The organism is Lysobacter sp. CFH 32150 (assembly GCF_022758295.1).
GTDB lineage: Bacteria > Pseudomonadota > Gammaproteobacteria > Xanthomonadales > Xanthomonadaceae > CFH-32150.
Genome location: NZ_JALDWJ010000001.1, coordinates 135,627 through 159,543 on the forward strand (window position 1 = coordinate 135,627; position 23,917 = coordinate 159,543).

Annotated in this window: 17 protein-coding genes, 1 tRNA gene and 1 pseudogene; 8 read left to right on the forward strand and 11 right to left on the reverse strand. The window is 64.7% G+C overall.

The window, feature by feature from the left end:
- Positions 1-20 precede the first annotated feature (20 nt).
- From MO486_RS00575 to MO486_RS00585, 3 genes are read right to left on the reverse strand one after another with little or no spacing between them, the layout of a single operon-like run.
- Complete coding sequence (locus tag MO486_RS00575; protein ID WP_242903653.1) at positions 21-3,122, reverse strand: efflux RND transporter permease subunit; 3,102 nt, start codon at positions 3,120-3,122, stop codon at positions 21-23.
- Positions 3,119-6,586 carry an efflux RND transporter permease subunit gene (locus MO486_RS00580; RefSeq protein ID WP_242903655.1) on the reverse strand — a complete coding sequence of 1,156 codons (3,468 nt, stop codon included), beginning with the start codon at positions 6,584-6,586 and terminating at the stop codon, positions 3,119-3,121. Before MO486_RS00580 ends, MO486_RS00575 begins: the two co-directional genes overlap by 4 nt.
- A gap of 18 nt (positions 6,587-6,604) precedes the next feature.
- Positions 6,605-7,681, reverse strand: a complete 1,077-nt coding sequence (locus MO486_RS00585; RefSeq protein ID WP_242904580.1) for an efflux RND transporter periplasmic adaptor subunit — start codon at positions 7,679-7,681, stop codon at positions 6,605-6,607.
- Between the two features lie 395 nt (positions 7,682-8,076).
- Here MO486_RS00585 and MO486_RS00590 point away from each other — a divergent pair, with 395 nt between their 5' ends.
- Complete coding sequence (locus MO486_RS00590) at positions 8,077-8,412, forward strand: cytochrome c (protein WP_242903657.1); 336 nt, start codon at positions 8,077-8,079, stop codon at positions 8,410-8,412.
- 11 nt (positions 8,413-8,423) lie between these two features.
- Positions 8,424-8,873, forward strand: a complete 450-nt coding sequence (locus MO486_RS00595) for a cytochrome c (RefSeq protein WP_242903659.1) — start codon at positions 8,424-8,426, stop codon at positions 8,871-8,873.
- Positions 8,874-8,951: 78 nt separating this feature from the next.
- On the opposite strand, the gene MO486_RS00600 is transcribed toward MO486_RS00595, so the two are convergent.
- Positions 8,952-10,625, reverse strand: coding sequence for a hypothetical protein (locus tag MO486_RS00600; RefSeq protein WP_242903661.1), 1,674 nt, complete (start codon positions 10,623-10,625; stop codon positions 8,952-8,954).
- Positions 10,626-10,656: 31 nt separating this feature from the next.
- Complete coding sequence (locus MO486_RS00605; protein WP_242903663.1) at positions 10,657-11,250, reverse strand: NfuA family Fe-S biogenesis protein; 594 nt, start codon at positions 11,248-11,250, stop codon at positions 10,657-10,659.
- Between the two features lie 100 nt (positions 11,251-11,350).
- Between MO486_RS00605 and MO486_RS00610 the strand changes: the two genes are divergently transcribed.
- A complete protein-coding gene (locus tag MO486_RS00610) occupies positions 11,351-11,692 on the forward strand; it encodes a 4a-hydroxytetrahydrobiopterin dehydratase (RefSeq protein WP_242903665.1) in 342 nt (113 codons plus the stop codon).
- A 90-nt stretch (positions 11,693-11,782) separates the two neighbouring features.
- Here the strand turns inward: MO486_RS00610 and MO486_RS00615 are convergent, their stop codons facing one another.
- Positions 11,783-12,745 carry an RluA family pseudouridine synthase gene (locus MO486_RS00615; protein WP_242903667.1) on the reverse strand — a complete coding sequence of 321 codons (963 nt, stop codon included), beginning with the start codon at positions 12,743-12,745 and terminating at the stop codon, positions 11,783-11,785.
- 399 nt (positions 12,746-13,144) lie between these two features.
- Between MO486_RS00615 and MO486_RS00620 the strand changes: the two genes are divergently transcribed.
- Positions 13,145-16,252, forward strand: a complete 3,108-nt coding sequence (locus tag MO486_RS00620; protein WP_242903670.1) for an Rne/Rng family ribonuclease — start codon at positions 13,145-13,147, stop codon at positions 16,250-16,252.
- Positions 16,253-16,279: 27 nt separating this feature from the next.
- Here the strand turns inward: MO486_RS00620 and MO486_RS00625 are convergent, their stop codons facing one another.
- The gene (locus MO486_RS00625) at positions 16,280-16,927 is read right to left on the reverse strand and encodes a response regulator (protein ID WP_242903673.1); all 648 of its coding nucleotides are present in this window, start codon (positions 16,925-16,927) and stop codon (positions 16,280-16,282) included.
- Between the two features lie 133 nt (positions 16,928-17,060).
- Here MO486_RS00625 and MO486_RS00630 point away from each other — a divergent pair, with 133 nt between their 5' ends.
- Positions 17,061-17,966 (forward strand): M28 family metallopeptidase, encoded by a 906-nt coding sequence (locus MO486_RS00630; protein ID WP_242903675.1) that lies wholly within the window; start codon positions 17,061-17,063, stop codon positions 17,964-17,966.
- A 34-nt stretch (positions 17,967-18,000) separates the two neighbouring features.
- Here the strand turns inward: MO486_RS00630 and MO486_RS00635 are convergent.
- Positions 18,001-18,090 (reverse strand) — tRNA-Ser (locus MO486_RS00635).
- A 100-nt stretch (positions 18,091-18,190) separates the two neighbouring features.
- A pseudogene (locus MO486_RS00640) lies at positions 18,191-19,102 on the reverse strand (LysR family transcriptional regulator); the annotation flags it as partial.
- Between the two features lie 126 nt (positions 19,103-19,228).
- On the opposite strand from MO486_RS00640, the gene MO486_RS00645 reads away from it, so the two are divergent.
- Positions 19,229-19,807 carry an NAD(P)H-dependent oxidoreductase gene (locus MO486_RS00645; protein ID WP_242903677.1) on the forward strand — a complete coding sequence of 193 codons (579 nt, stop codon included), beginning with the start codon at positions 19,229-19,231 and terminating at the stop codon, positions 19,805-19,807.
- Between the two features lie 68 nt (positions 19,808-19,875).
- Here the strand turns inward: MO486_RS00645 and serS are convergent, their stop codons facing one another.
- Entirely contained in the window at positions 19,876-21,165 is a 1,290-nt protein-coding gene (gene serS, locus MO486_RS00650; RefSeq protein WP_242903679.1) for a serine--tRNA ligase, read from the reverse strand.
- A gap of 133 nt (positions 21,166-21,298) precedes the next feature.
- Here serS and MO486_RS00655 point away from each other — a divergent pair, with 133 nt between their 5' ends.
- Both MO486_RS00655 and MO486_RS00660 read left to right on the forward strand, forming a co-directional pair.
- Positions 21,299-21,925 (forward strand): energy transducer TonB, encoded by a 627-nt coding sequence (locus MO486_RS00655; RefSeq protein ID WP_242903681.1) that lies wholly within the window; start codon positions 21,299-21,301, stop codon positions 21,923-21,925.
- A gap of 111 nt (positions 21,926-22,036) precedes the next feature.
- On the forward strand, positions 22,037-22,606 hold the full coding sequence (locus MO486_RS00660) for an energy transducer TonB (protein ID WP_242903684.1): 570 nt from the start codon (positions 22,037-22,039) through the stop codon (positions 22,604-22,606).
- On the opposite strand, the gene aroA is transcribed toward MO486_RS00660, so the two are convergent.
- A complete protein-coding gene (gene aroA, locus MO486_RS00665) occupies positions 22,603-23,910 on the reverse strand; it encodes a 3-phosphoshikimate 1-carboxyvinyltransferase (RefSeq protein ID WP_242903687.1) in 1,308 nt (435 codons plus the stop codon). The two genes, MO486_RS00660 and aroA, sit on opposite strands and share 4 nt — an antisense overlap.
- Between the last annotated feature and the right edge of the window lie 7 nt (positions 23,911-23,917).

Genomic DNA, 23,917 nt, shown 5'->3' on the forward strand with positions numbered 1-23,917 from the left:
CGATCAACGATTCGTGGTGGTTATTCCGCCTGGATCGCCGTCACCGTGGCCGTCGCCACGCCGCGATCTCCACGCGCCCGCTTCAGCAGGCGCGTGGTGCCGTGGCGCAGATCGTCGAGCATCGCGTAGATCGTCGGCAGGAACAGCAGGCTGACGATGGTCGAGAACGCGAGGCCGCCGGCGATGGCGCGCGCCATCGGGAAGTACGGCGGGCCGTCGCCGGCCATCTGGGTGCTGCCGATCGCGATCGGCACCATCGCCAGGATCGCGGTGCCCATCGTCATCAGGATTGGACGCAGGCGTTCGCGACTGCCTTCGACCAGCGCGTCGGTACGCGACATCCCGCGGCGACGCAGGTTGTTGATGTGCTCGATCATGACGATGCCGTTGTTCACCACCACGCCCATCAGCACCAGGATGCCGATGAAGGCCATGATGTTGAACTCGGTACCAGTGAGCCAGAACAGCCAGAACACGCCGAACACCGAGAACAGCACGCCGCTCATGATCGCCGCCGGGAACAACAGCGACTCGAACACCGCCGCCATCACGATGTAGATCATCACCAGCGCGATCACCAGGTTGAACAACATCTGGCTCATTGCCTCGGCATCTTCCTCGAAGCCGCTGCCCTCGAACGTGTAGCTGTAGCCTGGCGGGAACGAGACGGCCCTGAGCGTTTCCTCCATCGCCTTGCGCGCGTCCGGCATTACGGTCTTGTCGGCGAGATCGGCCTTGATGGTCAGTGCGGTCTGGCGATTGATGCGCTGGATTTCGGTCGCCGCCGGACGCACATCCACGTTGATCATGCTCAGTAGCGGCACGCTGCGACCATCCGGTGCGCGGACAGTGAAGCTGGCAAGATCCTTGATGCCGTAATCCTCGGCGCCGGCAAAACGGACCCAGACCGGCACTTCGTTCTCGCCGCGACGGAATTCGCGCAGCGGCGCCCCTCGCAACGCCAGGCCGACGAAGCTCGATACCTGCTGCGCGCTGAAACCGAACGATGCCGCCCGCTCGCGATCCACGCTGACGCGCAGTTCGCTGTTCTGGTCGCCGGCGTCGATGCGCACGTCGCGCAATTCCTTTCGGCGCGCCAGGATCGGGACGATGTCCTTGCCCAACGCGTTCAAGGTCTCGCTGGAATCGCCGACCAGCATCACCTGCACCGCTTGGCCCGGGCCACCACCGCCAGGGCCGCCGTCGTCGCCGATGGTCAGTGACGCGCGTGCGGACTTCGGCAGTTCCTTGCGGATCTGCTCGATCAATGGCCGCGTGTCCTTGGCCTTGTTCTCGTCGAAGGTGATCTTGGTGGCACCCCAACCCTGCTCGCTGAAGCGGGAGAAGACCTGGACGATGTGGAAACGTTCGCGGTTGGCGTCGAGGTAGTCCTCGACGCGCAGCACTTCATCCGACATCTGCTCCTTGGTGTAACTGCCGTTCCACTGGAAGCGGACGTCGACCTCGTTGCCGCCGTCGTCGCCGAACATGTTGGTCTTGGTGTTCATCACCGGATAGAAGCTGGCGACGATGATCAGCAAGATGCCGAGGACCGCCTTGCCGCGATGTTCCAGCGTCCAGCGCAGGAACTTGCCGTAATTACGCTGCAGTCGCGGAATCAGCCCTTTGTCGCTGCGCACGGCGGGCGGCGTCTTCAAACGCGCCGAGATCATCGGGATCAAACTCACCGCCACCAACCACGACGCCAGCAGCGACACCGAGATGGTGATCGCGATCTGCGAGAGGTAGATAGCGAGGAAGTTGCGCTCGCCGAACAGGTTTGGCACGAACACGATGCAGTGGCACAGCGTGCCAGCCGACAGGGCGATCGCGACGTGGCGGGTGCCGATGATCGACGCCAGCCGTGGGTTGCCGGGATTCTTCTCGCGCTCCTGGTAGATGCTCTCGACCACGACGACCGCGTTGTCGACCAGCATGCCGACCGCGAGCAGCAGTCCCATCATCGACAGGATGTTGAGCGTCACGCCGGCGAAGTACATGAAGCCGAGCGTCATCACGAAACAGATCGGGATCGCCAGCGTCACCATCAACGTCGATGGCCAATGGCGCAGGAAGAAGAACAGGACCGCGATCGACAGCAATAGACCGACACCCCCGGCCTCGGCCAGGTCGATCAGTGAGGACGTGACGTTTTCGCCCTGGTTGTCGATGACCTTGACCTGGACGTCGCGCAGGGCGGGTTCCTGGCGGATCGCTTCGACTTCCTTCAATGCATTGCTCGACACCTCGACCAGATTCGCGTTGCGTTCCTTGAAGATGTCCAGGCCGACGGCGGGATGTCCGTCGAGGCGGCGCGCATACGGCATGCGCTCCGGCTTGAGTCGCACTTCGGCGATGTCGCCCAGGCGCAAGCCGTTGGCGCCGATCACCAGGTCGCGCAGCTGTTGAAGGTCGGTCATCTCGCCCACTGGCTGCACGCGCAGGCGGCGACCGTTGTCGTCGATCTGCCCCGCCGATACCGAGAAGTTGACGGCCTGCAGGCGCTGGGTCAGGTCGTTGAGGCTGAGATCGTGCGCGGTCAGTCGGTCGGCACTGATCGCGATTTCCACCTCGTTGCGCGGTGCACCCGACACGTCCACGCGTGCGACGCCCGGGATGCGTTCGAGCCGGCGCTTGAACTGGCGGTCGATGAGATCGTAGGCGTTGGTCAGATTCTGGGTCTGGCTGGCCAGGCGCACGGCGAGCACCGGCTGGTCGCTGGTGTCGAATTTGTACACGCCGTAACGCTGCAACTCGTCAGGCAACTCCTTGCGGATTGCGTCGATGCGCTCCCGCGCCTCCGATGCTGCGATGGCGACATTGCGTTCCCAGTCCGTGAACATGATGAACGCCTGCGCGCCGTCGGCGCGCGCGCTCGCATCCATGCGCTTGATGCCGCTCATCGTCGACAGCGCTTCTTCCACCGGGCGCAGCAAGGTGCGCTCGACTTCTTCTGGCGTGGAGCCGTTGAACGGGATCTGGATGAAGATGCCCGGGAAGGTCACCGAAGGAAATGCTTCCAACGGCAACCGCACCGCGGCGATCAGGCCGATCACGAACAGCGAGACGAAGAACATCACCGCCGTGACCGGCCGTTTGATGCTGAGTTCGGCGACGCTCATCCGGCAGCTCCGACGTCGCCTTCGATGGCCGCAGCGGTTTCGGCCCGCTCACGGCGCGTGCGCAGGCCGCGCTCGCGGTAGTACTCGTCCGCGCGCCGGTCGAGCAGGTCGTACACCACCGGGATCACGACCAGCGTCAGCAGCGTCGACACCAGCAGGCCGCCGATCACGGTGATCGCCATCGGCGAGCGCACCTCAGCGCCTTCGCCGAAGGCCAACGCCAACGGCAGGAAGCCGAACAGCGTGCACATCGTGGTCATGATGATCGGACGCAGGCGCGAACGCGCGCCTTCGACCAGCGCTTCGCGCTTGGGTACACCGTCCTCGCGCAACTGGTTGACCTTGTCGATCAGGATGATCGCGTTCTTCACCACCAGCCCGACCAGCAGGATCAAGCCGATGAACACCACCACCGACACCGGCGATCGCGTCAGCAGCAGCGCCAGCACGGCGCCCACGAGCGCGAGCGGGATAGTGAACAGGATGACGAACGGATGCAGCAGCGATTCGAACTGCGAGGCCATCACCAGGTACACCAGGAAGATCGCAAGTCCGAACGCGAACAGCAACGACTTCACGGACTCGTCGAGTTCCGCGCCCTGCCCGCCGATCTGCATGCCGATGTCGGCACCGAGCGGCTGCTCGGTCACCATGTCGCGTACTTCCTGCACCGCGGTGCCGAGATCGATGTCGCGCAGGTTGGCCGAGACGATGGCGACGCGCACTTGGTCGGCGCGATGGATCTCGCTGGGTCCGGTCGTGGACACGACGTCGGCGACGGATTCCAGCGTCACCGGACGCGAACTGCCCGGGTTGACGATCAGGCTTCGGATGCTTTCGAGCGAGGCGCGATCGGATTCCTGCGCGCGCACCAGCACGTCGATCTTGCGATCGCGGAAGCTGTAACGCGTGGCCACTTCACCGCGCACTTTCTTCACCACCACATCCGCGATCTGGCGCGTGGTCAGGCCGAGCGCACCGGCGCGTTCCTGGTCGAAACGGATCTGAATCTCCGGGAAGCCCTGCTCCACCGTCGACTTCACGTCGGCGTAGTGCTCGTTCTTGCGCAGCATCGCCGCCAGTTGCTGGCCAGCGCGCTCGATGGTCTCCAGGTCCGTGCCGCTGAGTTCGATTTCCAGCGGCGTGGAGAAGCTGAAGAGCTCCGGTCGGCTGAAGTCCACCTGGACGCCCGGATGGGCGGCCATGGTTGCGCGCAGACGCTCGGTTTCTTCCGCTTCGATGCGCTTGCTGCCGCCATCGGCCATCACAATCGACAACTTGCCGATGTTCTCGCCGCTTTCGGTCGGGTTCGCATCCAGTCGGGTACCGGTGCCACTGACGCCGAAGATCGTGGCGATGTCCGGGTCCTTGGCATGCTTCTGCTGCAGTTCGCGCACCAGCGCATCGGTATCGCGCAGCGGCGTACCGGGCGGCAGCTTCACCGTCATCTCGAAGCGGTCCTGCGCCAGTTGCGGAATCAGGTCGGCACCGAGCAACGGCACGATGGCCAGCGTCGCCGCGAATGCGATCGCGGCGGAACCGAGCACCAGCCATGGCTTGCCCATCGCCGCCGGCAGCAACTTCATGTAAGCGCGTTCGGCACGGTGATATGGCGCCATCGCGATGTCGCTGAACTTGCGCATCACCGGGCCGACCACCGCGGCGATGCCGCGCCAGATGCGGACGATGACCCAGGCGATCCCGAAGAAGCCGCCGCGCGCGCCTGCACCGATACCGTGTTCGACGGCGGCAACCGGCTTCAGCACGCGCGATGCCGGCTGCCACTTCGGATGTGGCGCTTCCTCCGGGAACGCCATCGGCGGCCGCCCCTTGAGCGCGCTCAACATCGGGATCAGCGTCATGGCGACCACCAGCGAGATCGCGATCGCGATCGCCACGGTCAACGCCTGGTCGCGGAACAATTGGCCGGCGATGCCCTGCACGAACACCAGTGGCAGGAATACCGCGATTGTGGTCAGCGTCGAAGCCATCACCGCCATGCTGACTTCGCGCGTGCCGGTAATAGCCGCGTCGAGGATGCCGAGCCCGCGTTCGCGAGCCTTGGCGATCGATTCCAGCACGACGATCGAGTCGTCGACGACCAGGCCCGTTGCCAATGCGAGGCCGCCGAGCGACATCACATTGAGGCTGAGCCCGAACTGGCCCATGAAGAAGAACGTCGCGATGATCGACACTGGCAGGGACAGGCCGATGACGAACGTGCTCCAGCCGTCGCGCAGGAACAGGAAGATGATGAGGATCGCCAGCAGGCCGCCGATCACGGCATCCAGCTTCACGTCGCTGATCGCATGGCGGATGAACTGCGACTGGTCATCGGTGACCGTGAGTTCGAAGTCGGCCGGAATCTGGTCCTTGATCTCCTTCAGCCGTGCGGCGATCGCATCGGCCGTGGCGACGGTATTGGCGTCGCCTTCCTTGTAGACCGCCAGTTCGACCGCTTCCTTGCCGGCCAGGCGGATGATCGCCTCGCGTTCCTTATAGCCCTGTCTGACTTCGGCGATGTCCTTCAGCCGGATCGGCATGCCGCCACCCGGGGAGGATTGCGATGAAGATTGCGCGTTCTGCACAGACGCGGCTGCGGACATCGCGCTTGCGTCACCGCTGGCTGCGGCCACGCGCGCCATCTCCTCGGCCGCGCTCGCCGCCGCGCCACCGCCGCCGCTTTGCGTGGTGACCAGCATTTCGCGGATTTCATCGACAGTCGCGAACTGGTTGACGGTGCGCACGAGATAGCGTTGCGAACCTTCCTCGAGGCGTCCACCGGAAACGTTGACGTTCTCCTGCTGCAACCGCGAGATCACGGTGTCGATCGGTAGGTTCAACTGCGCGAGTTTCTGTTGGTCGATATCGACCTGGACTTCGTCCTCCAAACCGCCGCCGACCTTCACCGCGGCGACGCCGTCGATCGGCTCGAGTTTCTTCTTCAGGTCATCGTTGGCGTAACGACGCAACGCCGTGAGTTGGCGTACAGAGTCGACGTCGCTCTTCGCCGACAGCGAAAGACGCAGGATCGGCTCGGTTGATGGATTAAAGCGCAGCAGCACCGGCTTCTTCGCCTCAAGCGGCAGCTCCACGATTTCCATCTTGTCGCGCACTTCGAGGCCGGCCTGATCCATGTCGGTGCCCCAGGCGAACTCCAGCACCACGTCGCTTTGCCCGGTGCGCGACACCGACTTCAGCTTGCGCAGGCCCTTCACCACACCGACGGCTTCTTCGACGGGTTCGCTGATCAGCGTTTCGATTTCCGCGGGCGCGGCACCGGTATATTCGGTGCGCACGGTGAGCGTCGGATAGCTCAGGTCGGGCAGCAGGTTGACCTTCAGGCTGTTCAGCGCGATCAGGCCGAACAGGACGAAGGTGATCGTCACCATCGCCACCGTCACGCGGCGGCGGGTGGCGAACTCGACGACGCCGGAAGCGGCGTGTTCCGTGGAATGGGTCACTTGGCGACTCTCCGCGCGTCAGCGCTTGCTTGCAGCAGGCTTGTTGGATGCGGGCACCGCGGCAGCGACCGGCTTCGCGCCTGCCTTGCCGAGCACCTGCACCACGCTGCCGTCGCGCAACGCCGTCTTGCCAGCGATCACGACCTGCTCGCCTTCTTTCACGCCACTGCGGACTTCCGCCCATTCGCCATCGAGATAACCGAGCTTGACCGGCACGCGCGTGGTCTTGTCGCCACGCACGACGAACACCGCGGGGTCGCCTTCGTCTTCCAGTAGTGCGACACGCGGGATCACCAGTGCATCGGCGCGCTGGTCGTAATCGATGCGGATGCGGCCGAACATGCCCGGCTGCAACACGCCACCGCCTTCGAACGAGCAGATCACGCGGAAGGTGCCGCTACCCGAATCCACCACCGGCGCGATGCGATCGACGGTGCCGGTGAAGGGTTTGCCCGGCAGCGCATCCACGCTGAGTTGCACCGGCTGCCCAGCCCTCAGCGTGGCGAGTTCGCGCTCCGGAACATTGAGCACGGCTTCAAGGCGCGAGACGTCGACGATGCGGATGATCGGTGAATTGATCTGCACGAAATTGCCTGTCTTGATCGAACGCGAGGCGACCACGCCGGAAATCGGTGCGACCACGTTTGCGTACGACAGCTCGAGGTTCGCGAGGCGATTGGCGGCGCGCGCGTTTTCCAGGTCGTAACGGATGCGGTCGTTGTCGCTGGCGCTGATCAGCTTCTGCTCGGCGAGTTGGCGCGAACGGGCGAATTCGTTTTCGAGCTTGCGCATCTGCGCATTGGTCTGTGCTGCCTGCAGCGCAGCGCGCGAGGAGTCGAGGCGCACCAGCACCTGGCCGGCGCGAACCAGCTGGCCTTCCTCAACCAGCACGCTCAACGCGACGCCGGAGGTCTTGGCGACCACCTGCGATTCGCCACGCGCCTCCAGCGGCGCGGTGCCCGTGTAGCTGGCCGCGATCGGGCGCCGCGAGGCTTTGGCGACCTCGACCGGCACCGCCTCCGGGCCTTTCTTTTCGTCTTTGGTCTTGGCTGCGGCCTCGCCGTTACCGCCCTTGCAGGCGGTCAGCGCGAGCATGCCAGGCAGCAGCAGGCAGGTCAGGACCAGGCTGGTCCAGTGCGGGGTGGCGCGGCGGGGGGCGTGATGAAGCATGCGATCGGTCCCTGATGGGCAGACTGTGATGGGGGGCGGCTGGATGGAGGTGTATGCCGGTGTTGTAGCTATGTATATCACCAGCCTTCACGCCGGCCATGCGCCGAAGGTCATGGTGTCTTTTTGGAGTACCCCTTCTGGGATACCGGAACAGGCGCTTGCGTTGCACGACGTATGCGTGACAACCGCCGGGTCGTGCGACTTCGCGTCGCATGCGTTAACAGGCCCGCACCGCTGCGGCTATACTGCCGGGCTTGTGCGTCGCCACCGTTGCGATGCCTCTTCACGACCTTTCAGCCTTCCAGATTGCGGATACCTACATGACGCGACCGCTGCCGATCGCTGCCAGCCTGGTGCTGGCGTTCCTGCCGCTTCTTGCGGCTGCACAACAACCGGCCGCGACCGCCGGCAACGCCACCAAGGGCAAGCAACTCACCTTCACCTGCCAGGGCTGCCACGGCATCCCCGGTTACAAGAACGCATACCCGAACTACCACGTGCCACGTATCGCCGGGCAGTCACCTCAATACCTGGTGAATGCGTTGACCGAATACAAGCAGGGCAAGCGCAAGCACCCCACCATGCAGGCGCAGGCCGAGAGTTTCTCGGACCAGGACATCGCCGACATCGCCGCCTTCCTGTCGAACCCGAAGTGAGCAGACCGACCATGACGAAGCACTCCATCGCCATCGCCCCTGCTCTCTTGGCGCTTGCCTGCGCACTCGTCCTCGCCGCCTGCGGCAAGTCCGAGGAAGGCCATGCCGGCGAAGCCGAAGCGCACGAAGCCACCGCGTCCTCCTCAGCCGGCCTCCCGAGTGGGGACCTCGAGGCCGGAAAGAAGCTGGCATCGACCAAGAACGCCGAAACCGGCCAGGCCTGCGTCGACTGCCACGGCGCCGACGGCAACAAGCCGATCGATCCGACCTATCCGAAGCTCGGCGGCCAGTACGCTTCCTACCTTGAGCATGCGCTGCAGGCCTACCGCAAGGGCGACCGCGAGAATGCGCTGATGGCTGGCCAGGCGAAGACGCTGACCGACCAGCAGATCGCAGACCTTGGCGCCTATTTCAGTGCAGCACCGAGCGAGTTGCGCGACTTGCACGGTTCGCACGACTGATTCGCCGACAACCACAGCGTTAACGAAACGGCCCGCAATGCGGGCCGTTTTTTGTTCATAAGGGCTGCAGGAGACGAATCACTGCGCCGGCGGTTTCACACTGCCATTGTCTTCCTGCAAATGCGGTTTGAACGGAATATCCGGTGGTGGCCTAGCCCGGGCCGGCTGCTCGTTCATGTCCGAGTCGCTGATCCCGCAGCCGCCGCCGACCTGCAGGATCGAAACCACGCATTCCAGGCGCTTGGATGTGCCTGGAATCGGGATCGACAACTTCTTGATCCCCTTGCGCACCCATTCCTGCAACAGCGTTTCGCGCGGCACCCAGAAGCGGTCGAACATCGTCGGCCTGTAGTCGTAAGGCGGACGCTTCAGCCAGGTGCCGGCGCGATCAAGGTCCTTGATCTCCTGCGTGACCGTGCCCGGCGGTTGTCCGGGGGAAGCAGAGCCCGGAACGTCCGCAAGTCGCGGTGTCCCGTCGGCATTGAACAGGCCAGGTTTTTCGCCGCTCTTGCCACCCGGCGCCCCGCCGGGACGGTTCCGGGTCGAAGCACCCCAATCGTCGGCCTTGGCAGGCGTCGGCCATGCGCCGGGTTTCGTACTTGGTGCAGGTCCTGTGCCCGATGCAGTGGCGCTTGGCTGTGTGCCGCTGCTGGCGGCCGGTTTGCCTCCAGCCACTGGTGCCGTCGCGTTCGGGGCGCTTGCTGCACTACTCGCGGGCCTGGCGGCAGTGCTCGCGCTCGCCGCCGATGCCGCGGCAGTACCCGTCGAAGGCATCGGGATCTCACGCAACTCGGCGTTCGCAGTCGGCACTTTGATCTCGGGCGCGGCGGCGGTGCGCACTTCGCGCGCGCGCGCCTGGGGCAAGCGCACGGCAACCTCAGGCTCTTCCGGCGCTGCTTGCGGGGGGCGCGGTTTTACGATTTCCCGCGTTGGCTGCTCTGTCGGTGTGACGACAAGCTGCGGTGCCTCGACCTCGGTCAGTTCCGGCCGCTCGCGCACCTCGGGGACGGTGATCTCCCGCTGCTGCAGTCTGGGTACGCGTGGTGTCGGCGGTGGCAGGACGAAATCGGTGTCCGGCGCCTGGACTTCAGTCACCTGCAATGGCTGCGATGCCGGCGGAGTCGGCGTGGGTGGCTGTAGTTCGGGCCGTTCAGCGGGCGCCGATGGGGCTGGCTCGGGCTGCGGTTCGGCGGCCGCGGTTTCGGGGACAGTCGCCGGCTCCGGTTGCGGTGGCGCGGCGGCTGCCGCGGCGGCCGGGGCCTGTTCTGGCTGCGGTTCTTCGCCCGCCGGCGCGCCTCCGCCCTCCTCGTCCGGCGTACCCTCGCCGATGAATTCAACTTGCACGACGTTGTCGCCCTGCGCCTGCGGCGGCATCGCGATGATCCGGATGTAGGCCAGCCACAGCAGCATCACCACGAACAAAAAATGCAGCAACGCGCTGAAAAAAATCGCGAACCAGCGTTGCCCGCGATCCTCGCGCACCGGTGGATGCCACTGCTGCCGCCACAGCGTGGCAAATGCCTGCCAGCGGTTGAGTTGATCCACGCGGCGCGGCGGCGCACTAAGCGGCCGCTGCAGGAAGACGTCGATGAATGCCTGCGGCAATGCGCCGATCACCGCGCCGACACGGGCTGGCATCGCTTCCAGCCACTGCTGCCAGCCAGGCGGAAGCAGCCCAGGAGTGTCTGGACGGATGGATTTCAGCCTGCGCCGCTGGCGCAGGACTTCGATCAGATCGGCGGAAGTGAACATCCGTTAGGAGCCCGCTCGCGCCGCAGCCTGTTTACGCAGCGTCGCGCGGCAGGTAAGGCGCGTCGCCGGTAGCGTGGTCGGTGGCATCGCGTACCGCGGTGACACCCGGCACCCGCGTCAGCAGGGTTTTTTCGATGCCCTGCTTCAGGGTCACGTCGGCCATGCCGCAACCGTGGCAGCCACCGCCGAAGCGCAACACCACTACGCCGTCCGCCGTCACTTCCTGCACCGACACCAGGCCCTTGTGTTGGGCGAGCTGTGGATTGATTTCGTGCTCGACCACCCAGCGTACGCGTTCGACCAGCGACGCCGTTTCCGCCGGCGCCTCGCCCTTGATCTTCGGGGCGCGTATCTGCAGCTGCCCGCCGGTCGCCTTGATTTCGTAGTCGATCTCGGCGCTATCGAGGAACTGCACGCTGGCGGCGTCCACCCACAGGGTGAAACCCTCGCAATCGATCGCCCATTCATCGCCGTGCAGGTCTCGCGGCTCGGCGAACTCCAGGCGCACGTCGGCGTTCGGCAGCCCGGCGTGCACCGCGGCCAGCCGGACACCCATGCCTGGCAAGTCCTCGCGCTCGATCAGCTTGCGGAAATGTGCCTGTGCGGATTCGGAAATGTTGATCATGCGGCTATTCTAACGGGCGTTGGAATACTGCGCCTCGACGTTCCGACCACGCCCGATGTGATTCGTTCACGCAGCGCACCCGCGCCGCCCGGAGACTGCCATGGCCGACCTGATCCCCCTCGCCGACACGCACTGCATCCCGTGCCGTGGCAGTGAACACAAGCTCACCGAAGCCCGCATCCGGGAATTACTGCCCCAAGTGCCGGGCTGGGAGCTGGCCGAGAACGGCCACGCCCTGACCAGGACCTTCGAGTTCAAGAACTACTACCGCACCATGGCCTTCGTGAACGCACTCGCTTACATGGCCCATCGCGAAGACCATCACCCCGACCTCGGCGTGCATTACAACCGCTGCGTGGTCCGTTACTCGACCCACGATGTCGGCGGATTGAGCGAGAACGACTTTATTTGCGCGGCGAAGGCGGAAGCGTTGGCTGGATGACGGCCTTCTTTGTGGGAGCGTTTGTGGGAGCGACGCAGGTCGCAATTCGACAATCACTGTCGCGACTTACGTCGCTCCCACAACCAATGGTCACGCCAATCGATCGAGCACGTCGATCAACTCACTCGCCAGCGGCGCATTCAACAGATATGGCGCCTTGCCCCCGTCGAGTGCGAATTCGAGTGTCGAGGCATGCAGGAACAGCCGCTTCAATCCGACCTGCTCCCGCAACCGCTTATTGACCTCGGAGTCACCGTATTTGTCGTCGCCTGCGATCGAATGGCCGATGTGCTGCGCATGCACGCGAATCTGGTGCGTACGCCCGGTTTCGATCCGTACTTCGCAATACGAATGCCCGCCGCGGCGTTCCAGCACCTTGAAGTGACTCAATGACTCCTTGCCCGCAGCATTGACCTGCACATGGCGCTCGCCGCCCTGGCGCAGGCCGATGTGCAGCGGCGCGTCGACGCTCATCACGCCGTCTGGCATGCGTCCAACCAGCAATGCGAGATAACGCTTGGCGATACCGCCGTCTTCGCGCATCAGCGCCTGCAACTCGGTCAGCGCCGAGCGCTTCTTGGCCACGATCAGCAATCCGGACGTATCGCGGTCGAGGCGGTGGACCAGTTCCAGCGATTCCTTCGGGCGGAGTGCACGCAAGGTCTCGATTGCACCGAACGAGATGCCGCTGCCGCCGTGGCTGGCGACGCCGGACGGCTTGTTCAGCGCCAACAGGCGCGCATCCTCGTACACGATGGCGGCGTCCAGCGCGTCCATGAAGCCCTGGGGCGGCGTGCCCTTGTCGCTGGCTTCGGGGAGACGGATCGGCGGAATCCGCACCTCATCGCCGGCTTCGAGCCTGCGCTCGGCCTTCACTCGGCCACCGTTGACCCGGACCTGCCCGGATCGCAACAGCTTGTAGACCAGGCTGCGCGGTGCCCCTTTCAGGTATCCCAGCAGGAAGTTGTCGATGCGCTGTCCATCGCGGTCCTCTGCCACCCGCACGGTGCGCGCGGCGGTAGGTGGACGCTCTGACGAGTCTGAATGGGTCATTCCGGGGCCTGTTCTGCTACACTCGCGATGCGAGGTAAGGGTTTGATTTCGCAGGGAGTTGGATAGAAGGGCCGAAAGCCCGCCTCCCCCGCGATTCCGGACGTAGTGCGCGACCACCGCCCCCGGGGCGGCCATGTTAGCGGCTTGTTGGCACTCCCGAACTTCGCTCGATGTGTCAGACATCGACGCTGAACACGACCCGAGCGTCGCGCCAACAAGTGCGACGCCGGCCCCGCAACAAGGTAACAAATGATTGAAGCGCTCCCGCGGCCTGCCGTGGTGTCGTAGCGCTGGAAACTTGGAGCTGCACAGGCGCGGTCCACGCGCCGTACGGCTTGGTGTATCCAGAGGCGAAACGCCCACGGCGTTCCGCGTGCGAGAGCGCGCGAGGAACGCACAATGAAACGCATGCTGATCAACGCGACGCAGGCAGAGGAGCTGCGCGTCGCCACCGTAGACGGCCAGACCCTGTACGACATCGACATCGAACAACCGTCCAAAGAACAAAAGAAGTCCAACATCTACAAGGGCCGCATCACCCGGCTCGAGCCTTCCCTCGAAGCGGCCTTCGTCGAATACGGCGGCGAGCGCCACGGCTTCCTGCCGCTGAAGGAAATCTCCCGCGACTACTTCCAGGCCGGCGTCGACCATAACAAGGCGTCGCTGCGCGAACTGCTGCGTGAAGGCCAGGAAATCGTCGTCCAGGTCGACAAGGAAGAACGCGGCAACAAGGGCGCCGCCCTGACCACGTTCATCTCATTGGCCGGCCGCTACATGGTGCTGATGCCAAACTCGCCCACCGCCGGCGGCGTCTCGCGCCGGATCGAGGGCGACGACCGCGCCGCGCTGAAGGAAGCGATGGACAAGCTGGCCATCCCCGACGACATGGGGGTGATCATCCGCACTGCCGGCGTCGGCCGCGATGCCGAAGAACTGCAGTGGGACCTCGACTACCTCCTGCAGGTGTGGAAGGCGATCGCCGAAGCCGCACTGACCAAGCCGGCGCCGTTCCTGATCTACCAGGAGTCGCGCCTGATCATCCGTGCCCTGCGTGATTACATGCGTGGTGACATCGGCGAGATCCTCGTCGACACGCCGGAGATGTACGAGGAAGCCCGCGAGTTCGTGCAACAGGTGATGCCGCACAACCTGCGCAAGCTCAAGCACTACACCGACGACACGCCGCTGTTCAATCGCTTCCAGATCGAGTCGCAGATCGAAGGTGCGTACGAGCGCACCGTGCGCCTGCCCTCCGGCGGCGCGCTGGTGATCGACCAGACCGAGGCGCTGACCGCGATCGACGTCAACTCGGCGCGTGCCACCAAGGGCGGCGACATCGAGGAAACCGCGTTCCACACCAACATGGAAGCAGCCGAGGAAGTCGCACGCCAGCTGCGCCTGCGCGACCTCGGCGGCCTGGTGGTGATCGACTTCATCGACATGGGCTCGAACAAGCATCAGCGCGATGTCGAGAACAAGCTGCAGAACGCGTTGAAGTACGACCGCGCGCGCGTGCAGATCGGACGCATCTCGCGCTTCGGCCTGCTCGAGATGTCGCGCCAGCGTCTACGCCCGTCGCTGGGCGAAGCCAGCCAGCTGGTCTGCCCGCGTTGCGACGGCCACGGCCGCATGCGCAGCGTCGAGTCACTGTCGTTGTCGATCCTGCGCGTCGCCGAAGAGCATGCGATGAAGGAGAACACCGGACAGGTATTGGTGCAGGCGCCGACCGAGATCGCCAACTACCTGTTGAACGAGAAGCGCCGCGCACTGGGCGAGATCGAACAGCGCCACGACGCGCCGATCGTGATCGTCGCCGACGACCAGCTGGAAACGCCGCATTACGAAGTGACGCGCATCCGCGAGAACGAACTTGGCGAAGAAACCAGCAAGCCCAGCTACCAGCGCGGCACCCCGCGCAAGCTGGTCACGCATGCGCTGACCAAGGCCCACCTCAACATCCCGACGCTGCCGGCGGTGACCAACGTCAAGCCGGCGCAGCCAGCGCCGATCCGCGAGGTGCGCGAGGAAATGCCGATGGCAGCTCCTGCGCCAGTCGCACTCGCCCCCGCGCCGAAGCTCGGTCTGTTCGGACGCATCGCGCAGTTCCTGCGTGGCGACCAGCCGGTTGTTGTTGCCAGCGTGCCGGCCTCGCGCGCTCAGGATGAGCGTGGGCGTCGCGATGAGCGTCGCCGCGACGCCCGTGACAACCGTAGCGGCCGCCCGCAGCAAGGGCGTGATCAACGCCGCGACGAGCAGCGCCGCAACCAACCGCAGCAACAGCAGCCGCAGCAACAGAAACAACGCGCCGAGCAGCCCCAGAAGCAGCAACAGCCGCAACAGCAGCAACAGCCGAAGCAGGAACAGCAGGCTAAGCAGAAGCAGAAGCCGCAGCAGGACGCCGGACGTCAGCAGCAGGCACCGCGCCCGCCGCGTGAGCAGGTGGTGCAGGAAGCCAAGCCGCAGGCTGCCGTCGCCGAAGCGATCAAGCTGATCAGCCCGGCAGTCGAAGCTGCAGCTGCAGTGCCGACGCTGACTGTCGCCGATGCCAGCATTGAGGCGATCCAGCCCGATGGCGCCGGCACCCCAACGACCGAAGCTGCGGCTGAAGCCGCTGGCGAAGGCGGCCGTCGTCGCCGTGGCCGTCGCGGTGGTCGCCGTCGCCGTCGTGGTGGTGGTGAAGCTGGCGCTGCTGCAGAAGGCGTCGCACAGGATCACGACGACGTTATCGAAGATGGTGACGTCAGCGCCGCCCATCGCTCGCAGCCGGAATTCGACTTCGACGACGAGGAGCCGATCGTTACCAACGCGTCGACTGTTGCGCCGGCAAGCGTGGAAGTCGTAGCGCCGGTTCGCCAAGAACCTGCCCGCTCCGAGTCGGCACACTTCGAAGCCGCGCCTGCCCCGACCGTTGCACCGACCAGTGCGGAAGTCATGGCGCCGGTCGGCCCTGAACCCGTCCGCGCCGAGTCGGCACACTTCGAAGGTGCGCCTGCGCCGAACGTGCCTGCTGTACCGGTCGCGACGACCCCGGCTGATATCGCCGCGTCTGCTGCCGTCGAAGTGCCTGCCGAACCTGTTGCGGCAACTCCGGCGGATGTCGCAGCGACGGTTGCAGCCGAAGCACCTGCCGCTGAACCCGCCGCTGGGGCGCCTGAGGTCGCCGCGAGCGCGCCCGAACGCAAAGCTGTCGAAGCACCTGCCCCGATTGCAGCCGCGCCCGAACCCGTCCCGGCACCGCCCGCTTATTACGAACGGCCGGTAGTGACTTCGCTTGCCGACAGCATCGCTTGGGCAATCGCCACCACTTCGGCCGAGCCGGCAGTGAAAACGCCGGAGCCTCAATCCGAGGCGGTGATGCCGATCGACGTAAGCGACGACGACACCGCCACGCCGGGCTTATTCGACGCGCTGCCGGCGACTGAAACCTCTCCGGCCGAAGTCGCCGCCAAGAACGTCGTCAAGAAATCAAACGACGACAGCCAGGACGACACCAAACGCAGCGCATAACGCTGCCCGTCCGACCGCATACGCGCTCTACAGCGCGTATGCGGGATCGGTCAAACCGTATTGGCTGGCTACCCGTGCCAAGGCGATGTTGTCGTTGATCGACAACTTCTCGAACAACCTCGTCTTGTGCGTATTAACCGTCTTCGCGCTCAAACTCAGGCGCTTGGCGATGTCTTCCTGGCGCAAGCCTTGCGTCAGCAACAGCGCGATTTCCATTTCACGCGGCGACAGCGCATCGAATGGCGAATCGCCACCGCCGATCCCCGACAAGGCCAGGTTCTGCGCAATGGCACTGGCGAGGTAGCGCTTGCCACGGGCGACGTCACGCACCGCACACAGCAATTCGGCGGCATCGCCACCCTTGCCCACATAGCCGGATGCACCTGCTGCAATCAAACGCTTCGGCAGCGGCCCATCCTCGAGCACCGAGACAATGATCACGCGCGTGCCGTAATCGCCCCTGACGATACGTTCCGTGATTTCGAGTCCGCTCACGCCGGGCAAATGCAGATCGCACAGCACGATATCCGGTTTCAATTTGCGGATCTGCGGTAGCGCTTCCTCGCCACTCTCGGCTTCGCCGAGCACTTCGATGTCGGTTTCTGCCGACAGGATCATGCGCATGCCGGTTCGCACCAACGCATGGTCGTCCACGATAAAAACGCGGATGGTCATCCTTTTCCCCGTGAGTCTCCCTTGGAGATCGAGGCTACCTGCCGTCGGGTGCGGCTGCAACAAGTGGCTTGCGGCCCTTTTGGGCCGTCGCCTGCCGATGCACACTGTCGCGATCCAAATACAGGGGCCTTCCATGTCACTGCAACGCCTGTTCACCATCGCATCGTTGGTCCTGCTCGCCGGCTGCGCGTCGGCTCAACCCTCATCGCAGGCGGTTGCGCCAACGTCTGGCAACCCAGCTTCACCCTGGCTTGCCGACGTCACGGCGATGACGGAAGCCAGCGATAACACACGGCGCCGCGAAGCCATCCAGCGTCGCCTCGATGAGCTCGGCATCGCCTGGCGCACCGTATCGTTCACGATAGAACGCCAGCACGGCACCAATCTGCTGGCCAAGCTCGATGGGCCTGATTCCGCCCCGTTGCTGATGCTCGGTGCGCATTTCGATCGGGTCGGCGTCGGTCGCGGCGCCACCGACAACGCTTCCGGCAGCGCCACCGTGCTTGCTCTCGCTCAACGCCTGAAGGCACGTCCATTGGCGAATCATCGGGTCGCGATCTCGTTCTGGGACCTGGAGGAACGCGGCCTGCTCGGCTCCAAGGCCTATATCGCCAATGGCGGCACGAAGCCGGCCTTGTACGTCAATTTCGACGTCTTCGGTTGGGGCGATACGCTATGGATGATGAGCCCGGATGCGACACACCCGCTCATCGCCGCCAGCCAAAGCGCGACACGTTCGGCCGGTATTGGTCTCAGCGCTGGCCCCCAGTACCCGCCCACCGATCATCTCGCCTTCCTCAAGGCGAAGTGGCCAGCGGTGTCCTATTCACTCGTCGGCGCGGATGAGATTCCACGCATCCTCGAAGTGTTTGCCGGCAAGAAGCCTGCCCAAGGCCCCAAGGTGATGCAGGTGATCCATAGCGACGCCGATACGATCGAACAAATCGACGTCGCCGCCGTCACCAGTGGCATCGACGCAGTCGAGGCGGCGCTGCGGCAATGGGATGCCGGTACGACAGCGGCGGCGGCTACGCAATAAAAAAGAAAGGGCCCGCTGGGCCCTTTCCATAAGTTGGCGGAGAGAGTGGGATTCGAACCCACGGTGGTATCGCTACCACGGCGGTTTTCAAGACCGCTGCCTTAAACCGCTCGGCCATCTCTCCGAGGCGCGCATTCTCGCATGCCGTCGTGCGTTTTCGCCTAGTGCGCACCGCGGCGCGCGACCGGCTCCGGGCACGGCTTGCCTTTGATTTCGCTGCATTGCAGCCGCGCCGATTCCAGCAACGGCGGCAGTTTCTCGGCGAGGAAGTCGATGAACACCCGTACCGCCGGCAACAGGCCACGGCGCGAGGCGAACACGATATGCGCGATGCCTTGCGGCAGGCGCCATTCGGGCAGCACCACTTCGAGTTCGCCGCTGCGCACCGCATCGGCGCACAGGGTCTCCGGCAGCATGGTGATTCCGAGTCCCTGTTTCGCCAGCGCCATCAGCATCGGGAAATCGAAACCGGATACGCGCGGCTTCAGGTCGATCCGCCGAGTTTCGCCATCCGCGCCTTGCAGCTCCCAGCGCTGGCGCACCTCGTCCTCGTTCATGCTCAGGGTGACGTGGTCGTTCAATTCGTCAGGGTCGCGCGGGCGGCCGGCGCGGTCGAGGTATTTCGGGCTTGCCACCAGCAACTCCTGGATCTGGCCGAAGCTGCGCATCACCAGGCTGCCGTCGTCGTCGAGCTTGTTGCGCACGCGCAGCGCAACGTCGAAACCTTCGTTGATCACATCGACGCGGCGATTGCTGACATGCATCTGCACGCGCACTTCCGGGTACTTGGCGAGGAATTCCGGCAAAAGCTTGGGCATTGACTGCTGCGCGATCCCGACCGGCACGCTGACCCGCACCACCCCACGCGGCTCGGCGCTGAGCCGGTCGACGACTTCGCGCGCTGCCTGTGCTTCGGCCAGCATCGATTGCGCGTGCCGGTGCACGCTGGTCCCGACGTCGGTGACGGCAAAGCGGCGTGTCGAACGCTGCAACAGGCGCACGCCGAGTTCTTCCTCGAGGTGGCTGATGCGCCGGCTCAGCCGCGACTTCGGAATACCGAGCGCACGTTCGGCCGCGGCGAAACCACCGTGGTCGACCACGGCAGCAAAGTAATAGAGATCGTTCAGGTCGTTCATGGCTGGCTCCCGGTCCGTTCGTTCTACTGGCAGAACGATTAGTGGTATTAGACCGCCTTTATTCCAAATTAGCAACAGCCTAACTTGCTTCCCAACGGCGGACCGCCGTCCCATCGGGAGCAAACCATGAAACTGCTGCATCTGGATTCCAGCGCCCTCGGCGCCAATTCCGTCACTCGCGAGCTGTCCGCAGCCATTGTCGCGCGTTGGCAGGACGCCCTGCCCGGCCTGAGCGTCGAGTACCGCGACCTCGACGCCAATCCAGTGCCACACCTGACCGGCCGCTCGCTGGCCAAGGCCGATCCGGCCGAAACCGCTGACGCCGCGCACGTGATGCAGCAATTCCTCGGCGCCGACGTGATCGTGATCGGTGCGCCCATGTACAACTTTGGCGTGCCATCGACGCTGAAGGCCTGGATCGACCGCATCGCGATCGCTGGTACGACGTTCCGCTATACCGAATCGGGACCCCAGGGCCTGGCCGGCGGCAAGCGCGTAGTCATCGCAAGTGGGCGTGGTGGCATCCATGGCAATGGACCGGCCGATTTCCAGGAGAACTACCTGCGCCACTTGTTCGGCTTCCTCGGCATCACGCAGGTCGAATTCGTCCGTGCCGAGGGCGTGGGCTATTCGCCGCAGCATCGCATCGACGCGCTGGCGGCGGCGCATGCATCGATCCCGGCGCCTATACGCGAAGCGGCGTGAGTCCTCGCCTACGCCGGAAACGCAACGGGCCCGCATTGCGGGCCCGTTTTGATGGACGACACTGCGTACTACGCGATGTGATCGACGCCGCCCATGTACGGGCGTAGTGCCTCCGGCACGGTGATCGAACCATCGGCGTTCTGGTAATTCTCCATCACCGCGATCAATGCGCGACCAACGGCGACGCCGGAGCCGTTTAAGGTGTGCGCGAGTTCGGGCTTGCCGGTGGCCGGATTGCGCCAACGCGCCTGCATTCGGCGCGCCTGGAACGCCTCGCAATTCGAACAGGACGAGATCTCACGATAGGTGTCCTGCGACGGGAGCCAGACTTCCAGGTCGTAGGTCTTGGTCGCAGCGAAGCCCATGTCGCCGGTGCACAGCATCACGCGGCGGTACGGCAGGCCAAGTTTCTCCAGCACGACCTCGGCGCAGCGGGTCATGCGTTCGTGCTCCTCGTAGGATTCGTCCGGGCGAGTGATCGACACCAGTTCGACCTTCTCGAACTGATGCTGGCGGATCATCCCGCGCGTGTCGCGGCCGTGGCTGCCGGCTTCGGCGCGGAAGCACATCGAATGCGCAGTCATGCGCAGCGGCAGTGCAGCGTCTTCGACGATTTCGTCGCGAACGATATTGGTCAGCGGAACTTCTGACGTCGGAATCAGGTAGCGCTTGTGCGTCGCGTCGCCCTCGCCCACCGCAGTCAAGAACAAATCCTCCTCGAACTTTGGCAACTGCCCGGTACCGCGCATCGAGTCGGCATTGACCAGCAACGGCACGTTGGTTTCTTCGTAACCGTGCTCGTTGGTATGCAGGTCGAGCATGAACTGCGCCAACGCCCGGTGCAGGCGCGCCAATTGCCCGCGCAGCACGGTGAAACGGGCACCGGACAACTTCGCCGCGGTGTCGCCATCCAGCCATCCGTTGCGGGCGCCAAGTTCGACGTGGTCCTTCACCGCGAAATCGAACGTACGTGGCGTGCCCCAGCGGTGCTGTTCGACATTGCCACTCTCGTCGTCGCCCTGCGGCACGCTTTCGTGCGGCATGTTCGGGATCAGCAGCGCGATCTTCTCGATGTCCGCGCGGATTTCCTCAAGCCGCGTCTCGCTGGCCTTGAGCTCGTCGCCGAAACCGGCGACCTCCGTCATCAGCGCGCTTACGTCCTCGCCCTTGGCCTTGGCCTGGCCAATTGCCTTGGAGCGCGTATTGCGCAGGTTCTGCAGTTCCTGGGTGCGGATCTGGATTTGCTTGCGCTCGCCCTCCAGCGTTTCGATGGCGGCGGTGTCGAGCTTGAAACCGCGTACGGCTAGGCGTGCGGCGAGTTCGGCGGGCTGGGAGCGCAACAGGGCAGGATCGAGCATGGGTTAGTCGACAGCGAACGGAAGCTGAATTATCGCGTGTTGCGAGACCGAATGCCGCCGAACCCGCTACTTGGCCTGTGCCAGAATCCAAGCCCTGGCCTCCCTTGAATCCCCCATACAACCGGAAGTGCCGATGTCCGCCTCCCCCTCGCACATCGGCGGGTCACCCCGCCCGCCATTGTGGCGCCCTTCGCGCACCACGCTGCTGATCGCCGGCGGCGCATTCGTGCTCGGCCTGCTGCTGTTCCTGGTGCTATGGATGACCCAGCGCAGCAACCAGGATTTTTATCGTGCCCCGGTGGCACCGACCAGCGACGCTCCGGTGTTCGCGCCGCTGCCGGTCCCGTTACCGGCAACCGGACAGCCGGCCGGCGCCAGTGGCCTCGAGGAACCTGATGAAGACGCGCTCGCCGAGCGCCCGCAACTCATCGAGCAAGCACCGTCGCCGCCACCAGCACCTGCACCCACCACGACGCGGCCGGTGGCCAGCGCCAATCCTGTCCCGGTTTCCTCGCCTTCGCCGCGCTACCCACAAGACGCATTGCGGCGGCGCGAAAGCGGCAAAGTCATGGTGCGGATCGAAGTGGGTCCCGACGGCGTGCCGACAGCGACCAGCATCGTGGAAAGCAGCCAGTCGCGTGCGCTCGACAAGGCAGCGTTGGATGCAGTGAAGCGCTGGCGTTTTCGCCCAGCGATGGTCGATGGTCAACCGGCCGTTGGCAGCGTCGTGGTGCCGATCGAGTTCAATCTCGACCGCTGATTCATTGCTCCGCCGGTCAGCGATGTGAACGCTGCTTTCATGCCGCGCTCACGATGCGACGACAACTTCGCGTGCATAACTCGTTCGTCCCATTGCGACGGGAGAACGGTCATGGCGAGCAATACGACGGTCGATAACTCCGCAGCAGCGGTGGAGCCGAGCAACCAACGTCAAACGAACCTGCGGGCGTTGCTACTGGTGTTGCTCGCCGCATTGTTATTCGCCTGGTGGTGGTTCGATTTGCGCGAGCCATTAGTGCCGAGCGGTGGCGAGGTCAATCCGCCGACGGTCACGATTGGGCCGGATGAAATCGTTCCTGCACCGGCCAGCAAGCCCAGCGCTGTAGCGACGGCACCGAAGGCAACCACCAAACCGAAGCCGCGCATACCGTCTACGACGACGGCACGGCCGTTCGCCAGCAATCCGGTGCCGAAATATCCGGCTGCCGCCCTTCGCAGGAACGAAGGCGGGACGGTGTTGCTGCGCGTCATCGTTGGCAGCGATGGCACGCCGACCGATATCGACGTGGCACAACGCAGCGGTTCACGCGAGCTCGATCGCGCCGCCATCACTGCCGTGCGCAAGTGGCAGTTCAATCCGGCCACGCGCAATGGCCAGCCGGTGGCGTCGACGGTTGAAGTGCCGATCGAGTTCCGGCCGTCCACGTTGGCTTCGCTCTAGTCGAACGGCTTGACGTTCATCCCCGCCGCGCGTGCGAGCGCGTCGAAGCCCGGGAATGAAGTTGCGACGTTGGAGACATCGCCGATGCGCACTTCGCCATCGGCGAGTTGCGCTGCGATCGCGAATGCCATGGCGATGCGATGATCGCCGTGGCTGTCGATGCGGCCTCCGTGCACGCGACCACCATGGATGGTCGCGCCATCCGGAGTTTCGTCGACGCTGATGCCTAGTGCACGCAACCCCGTCGCCATCGTCGCGATGCGGTCGGATTCCTTGACCCGCAATTCCGCCGCGCCTCGCACGATGGTCGCGCCTTGCGCACAAGTCGCGGCGACGAACAGCGCCGGGAATTCATCGATCATGTCGGGCACATGCTCGACCGGCACTTCGATCCCGTGCAGCGCCGCATGCCGGATGACGAGGTCGGCGACAGGTTCGCCGCCCTGCTCGCTCGGGTTCTGTTCGACGATATCCGCGCCCATCGCGCGCAAGACATGCAACAACCCGGTGCGGCGAGGATTCATGCCGACGCGTTGCAGGCGCAGCTCGGAACCCGGTACCAACGTCGCGGCGACGATGAAGAATGCCGCCGAGGAAAAGTCCGCGGGTACGTGCACGTCGGTCGCGCGCAAACGATGGCCGCCGGACAGGCGGGCAAAACCTGGCGCGAATTCAATCGGCCAGCCGAATGCGGCGAGCATGCGCTCGGTGTAGTCGCGGGTTGGATGGGGTTCGCGCACCGTGGTGTCGCCATGCGCGTACAACCCCGCAAGCAGGATCGCGGACTTGACCTGAGCGCTGGCAACCTCAGTTGTGTAATCAATTCCTTGCAATACATGGTTGCCATGAACACGCAAGGGAGGCAGGCCGCCTTCATTCGCCTCGATCCTGGCACCCATGCGGCTTAGCGGATCGATCACGCGACGCATCGGACGCCGCGACAACGACTCGTCACCGATCAGCACGCAATCGAACCGCTGTCCCGCCAGCACGCCGGTCAACAAACGCATGCCGGTGCCGGCGTTGCCGCAGTCCAGTGGTGCGTTGGACGCCTGCAGCCCGTCGATGCCGACGCCGTGCACGATCCTCACGCCGTCGCTGGCCGTTTCGATACGCACCCCTAGCTGGCGAAAGATTGCGGCGGTGGCGCGGGTGTCCTCGCCTTCGAGGAACCCCTCGATACGCGACACACCGTCGGCAAGCGCCGCGAACATGATCGCGCGATGCGATACGGACTTGTCGCCGGGAACATCAAGCGTGCCGCGCAAAGACGTGCTGGGCGACGCGATCCAATCAAGGCCCATAGCGTGC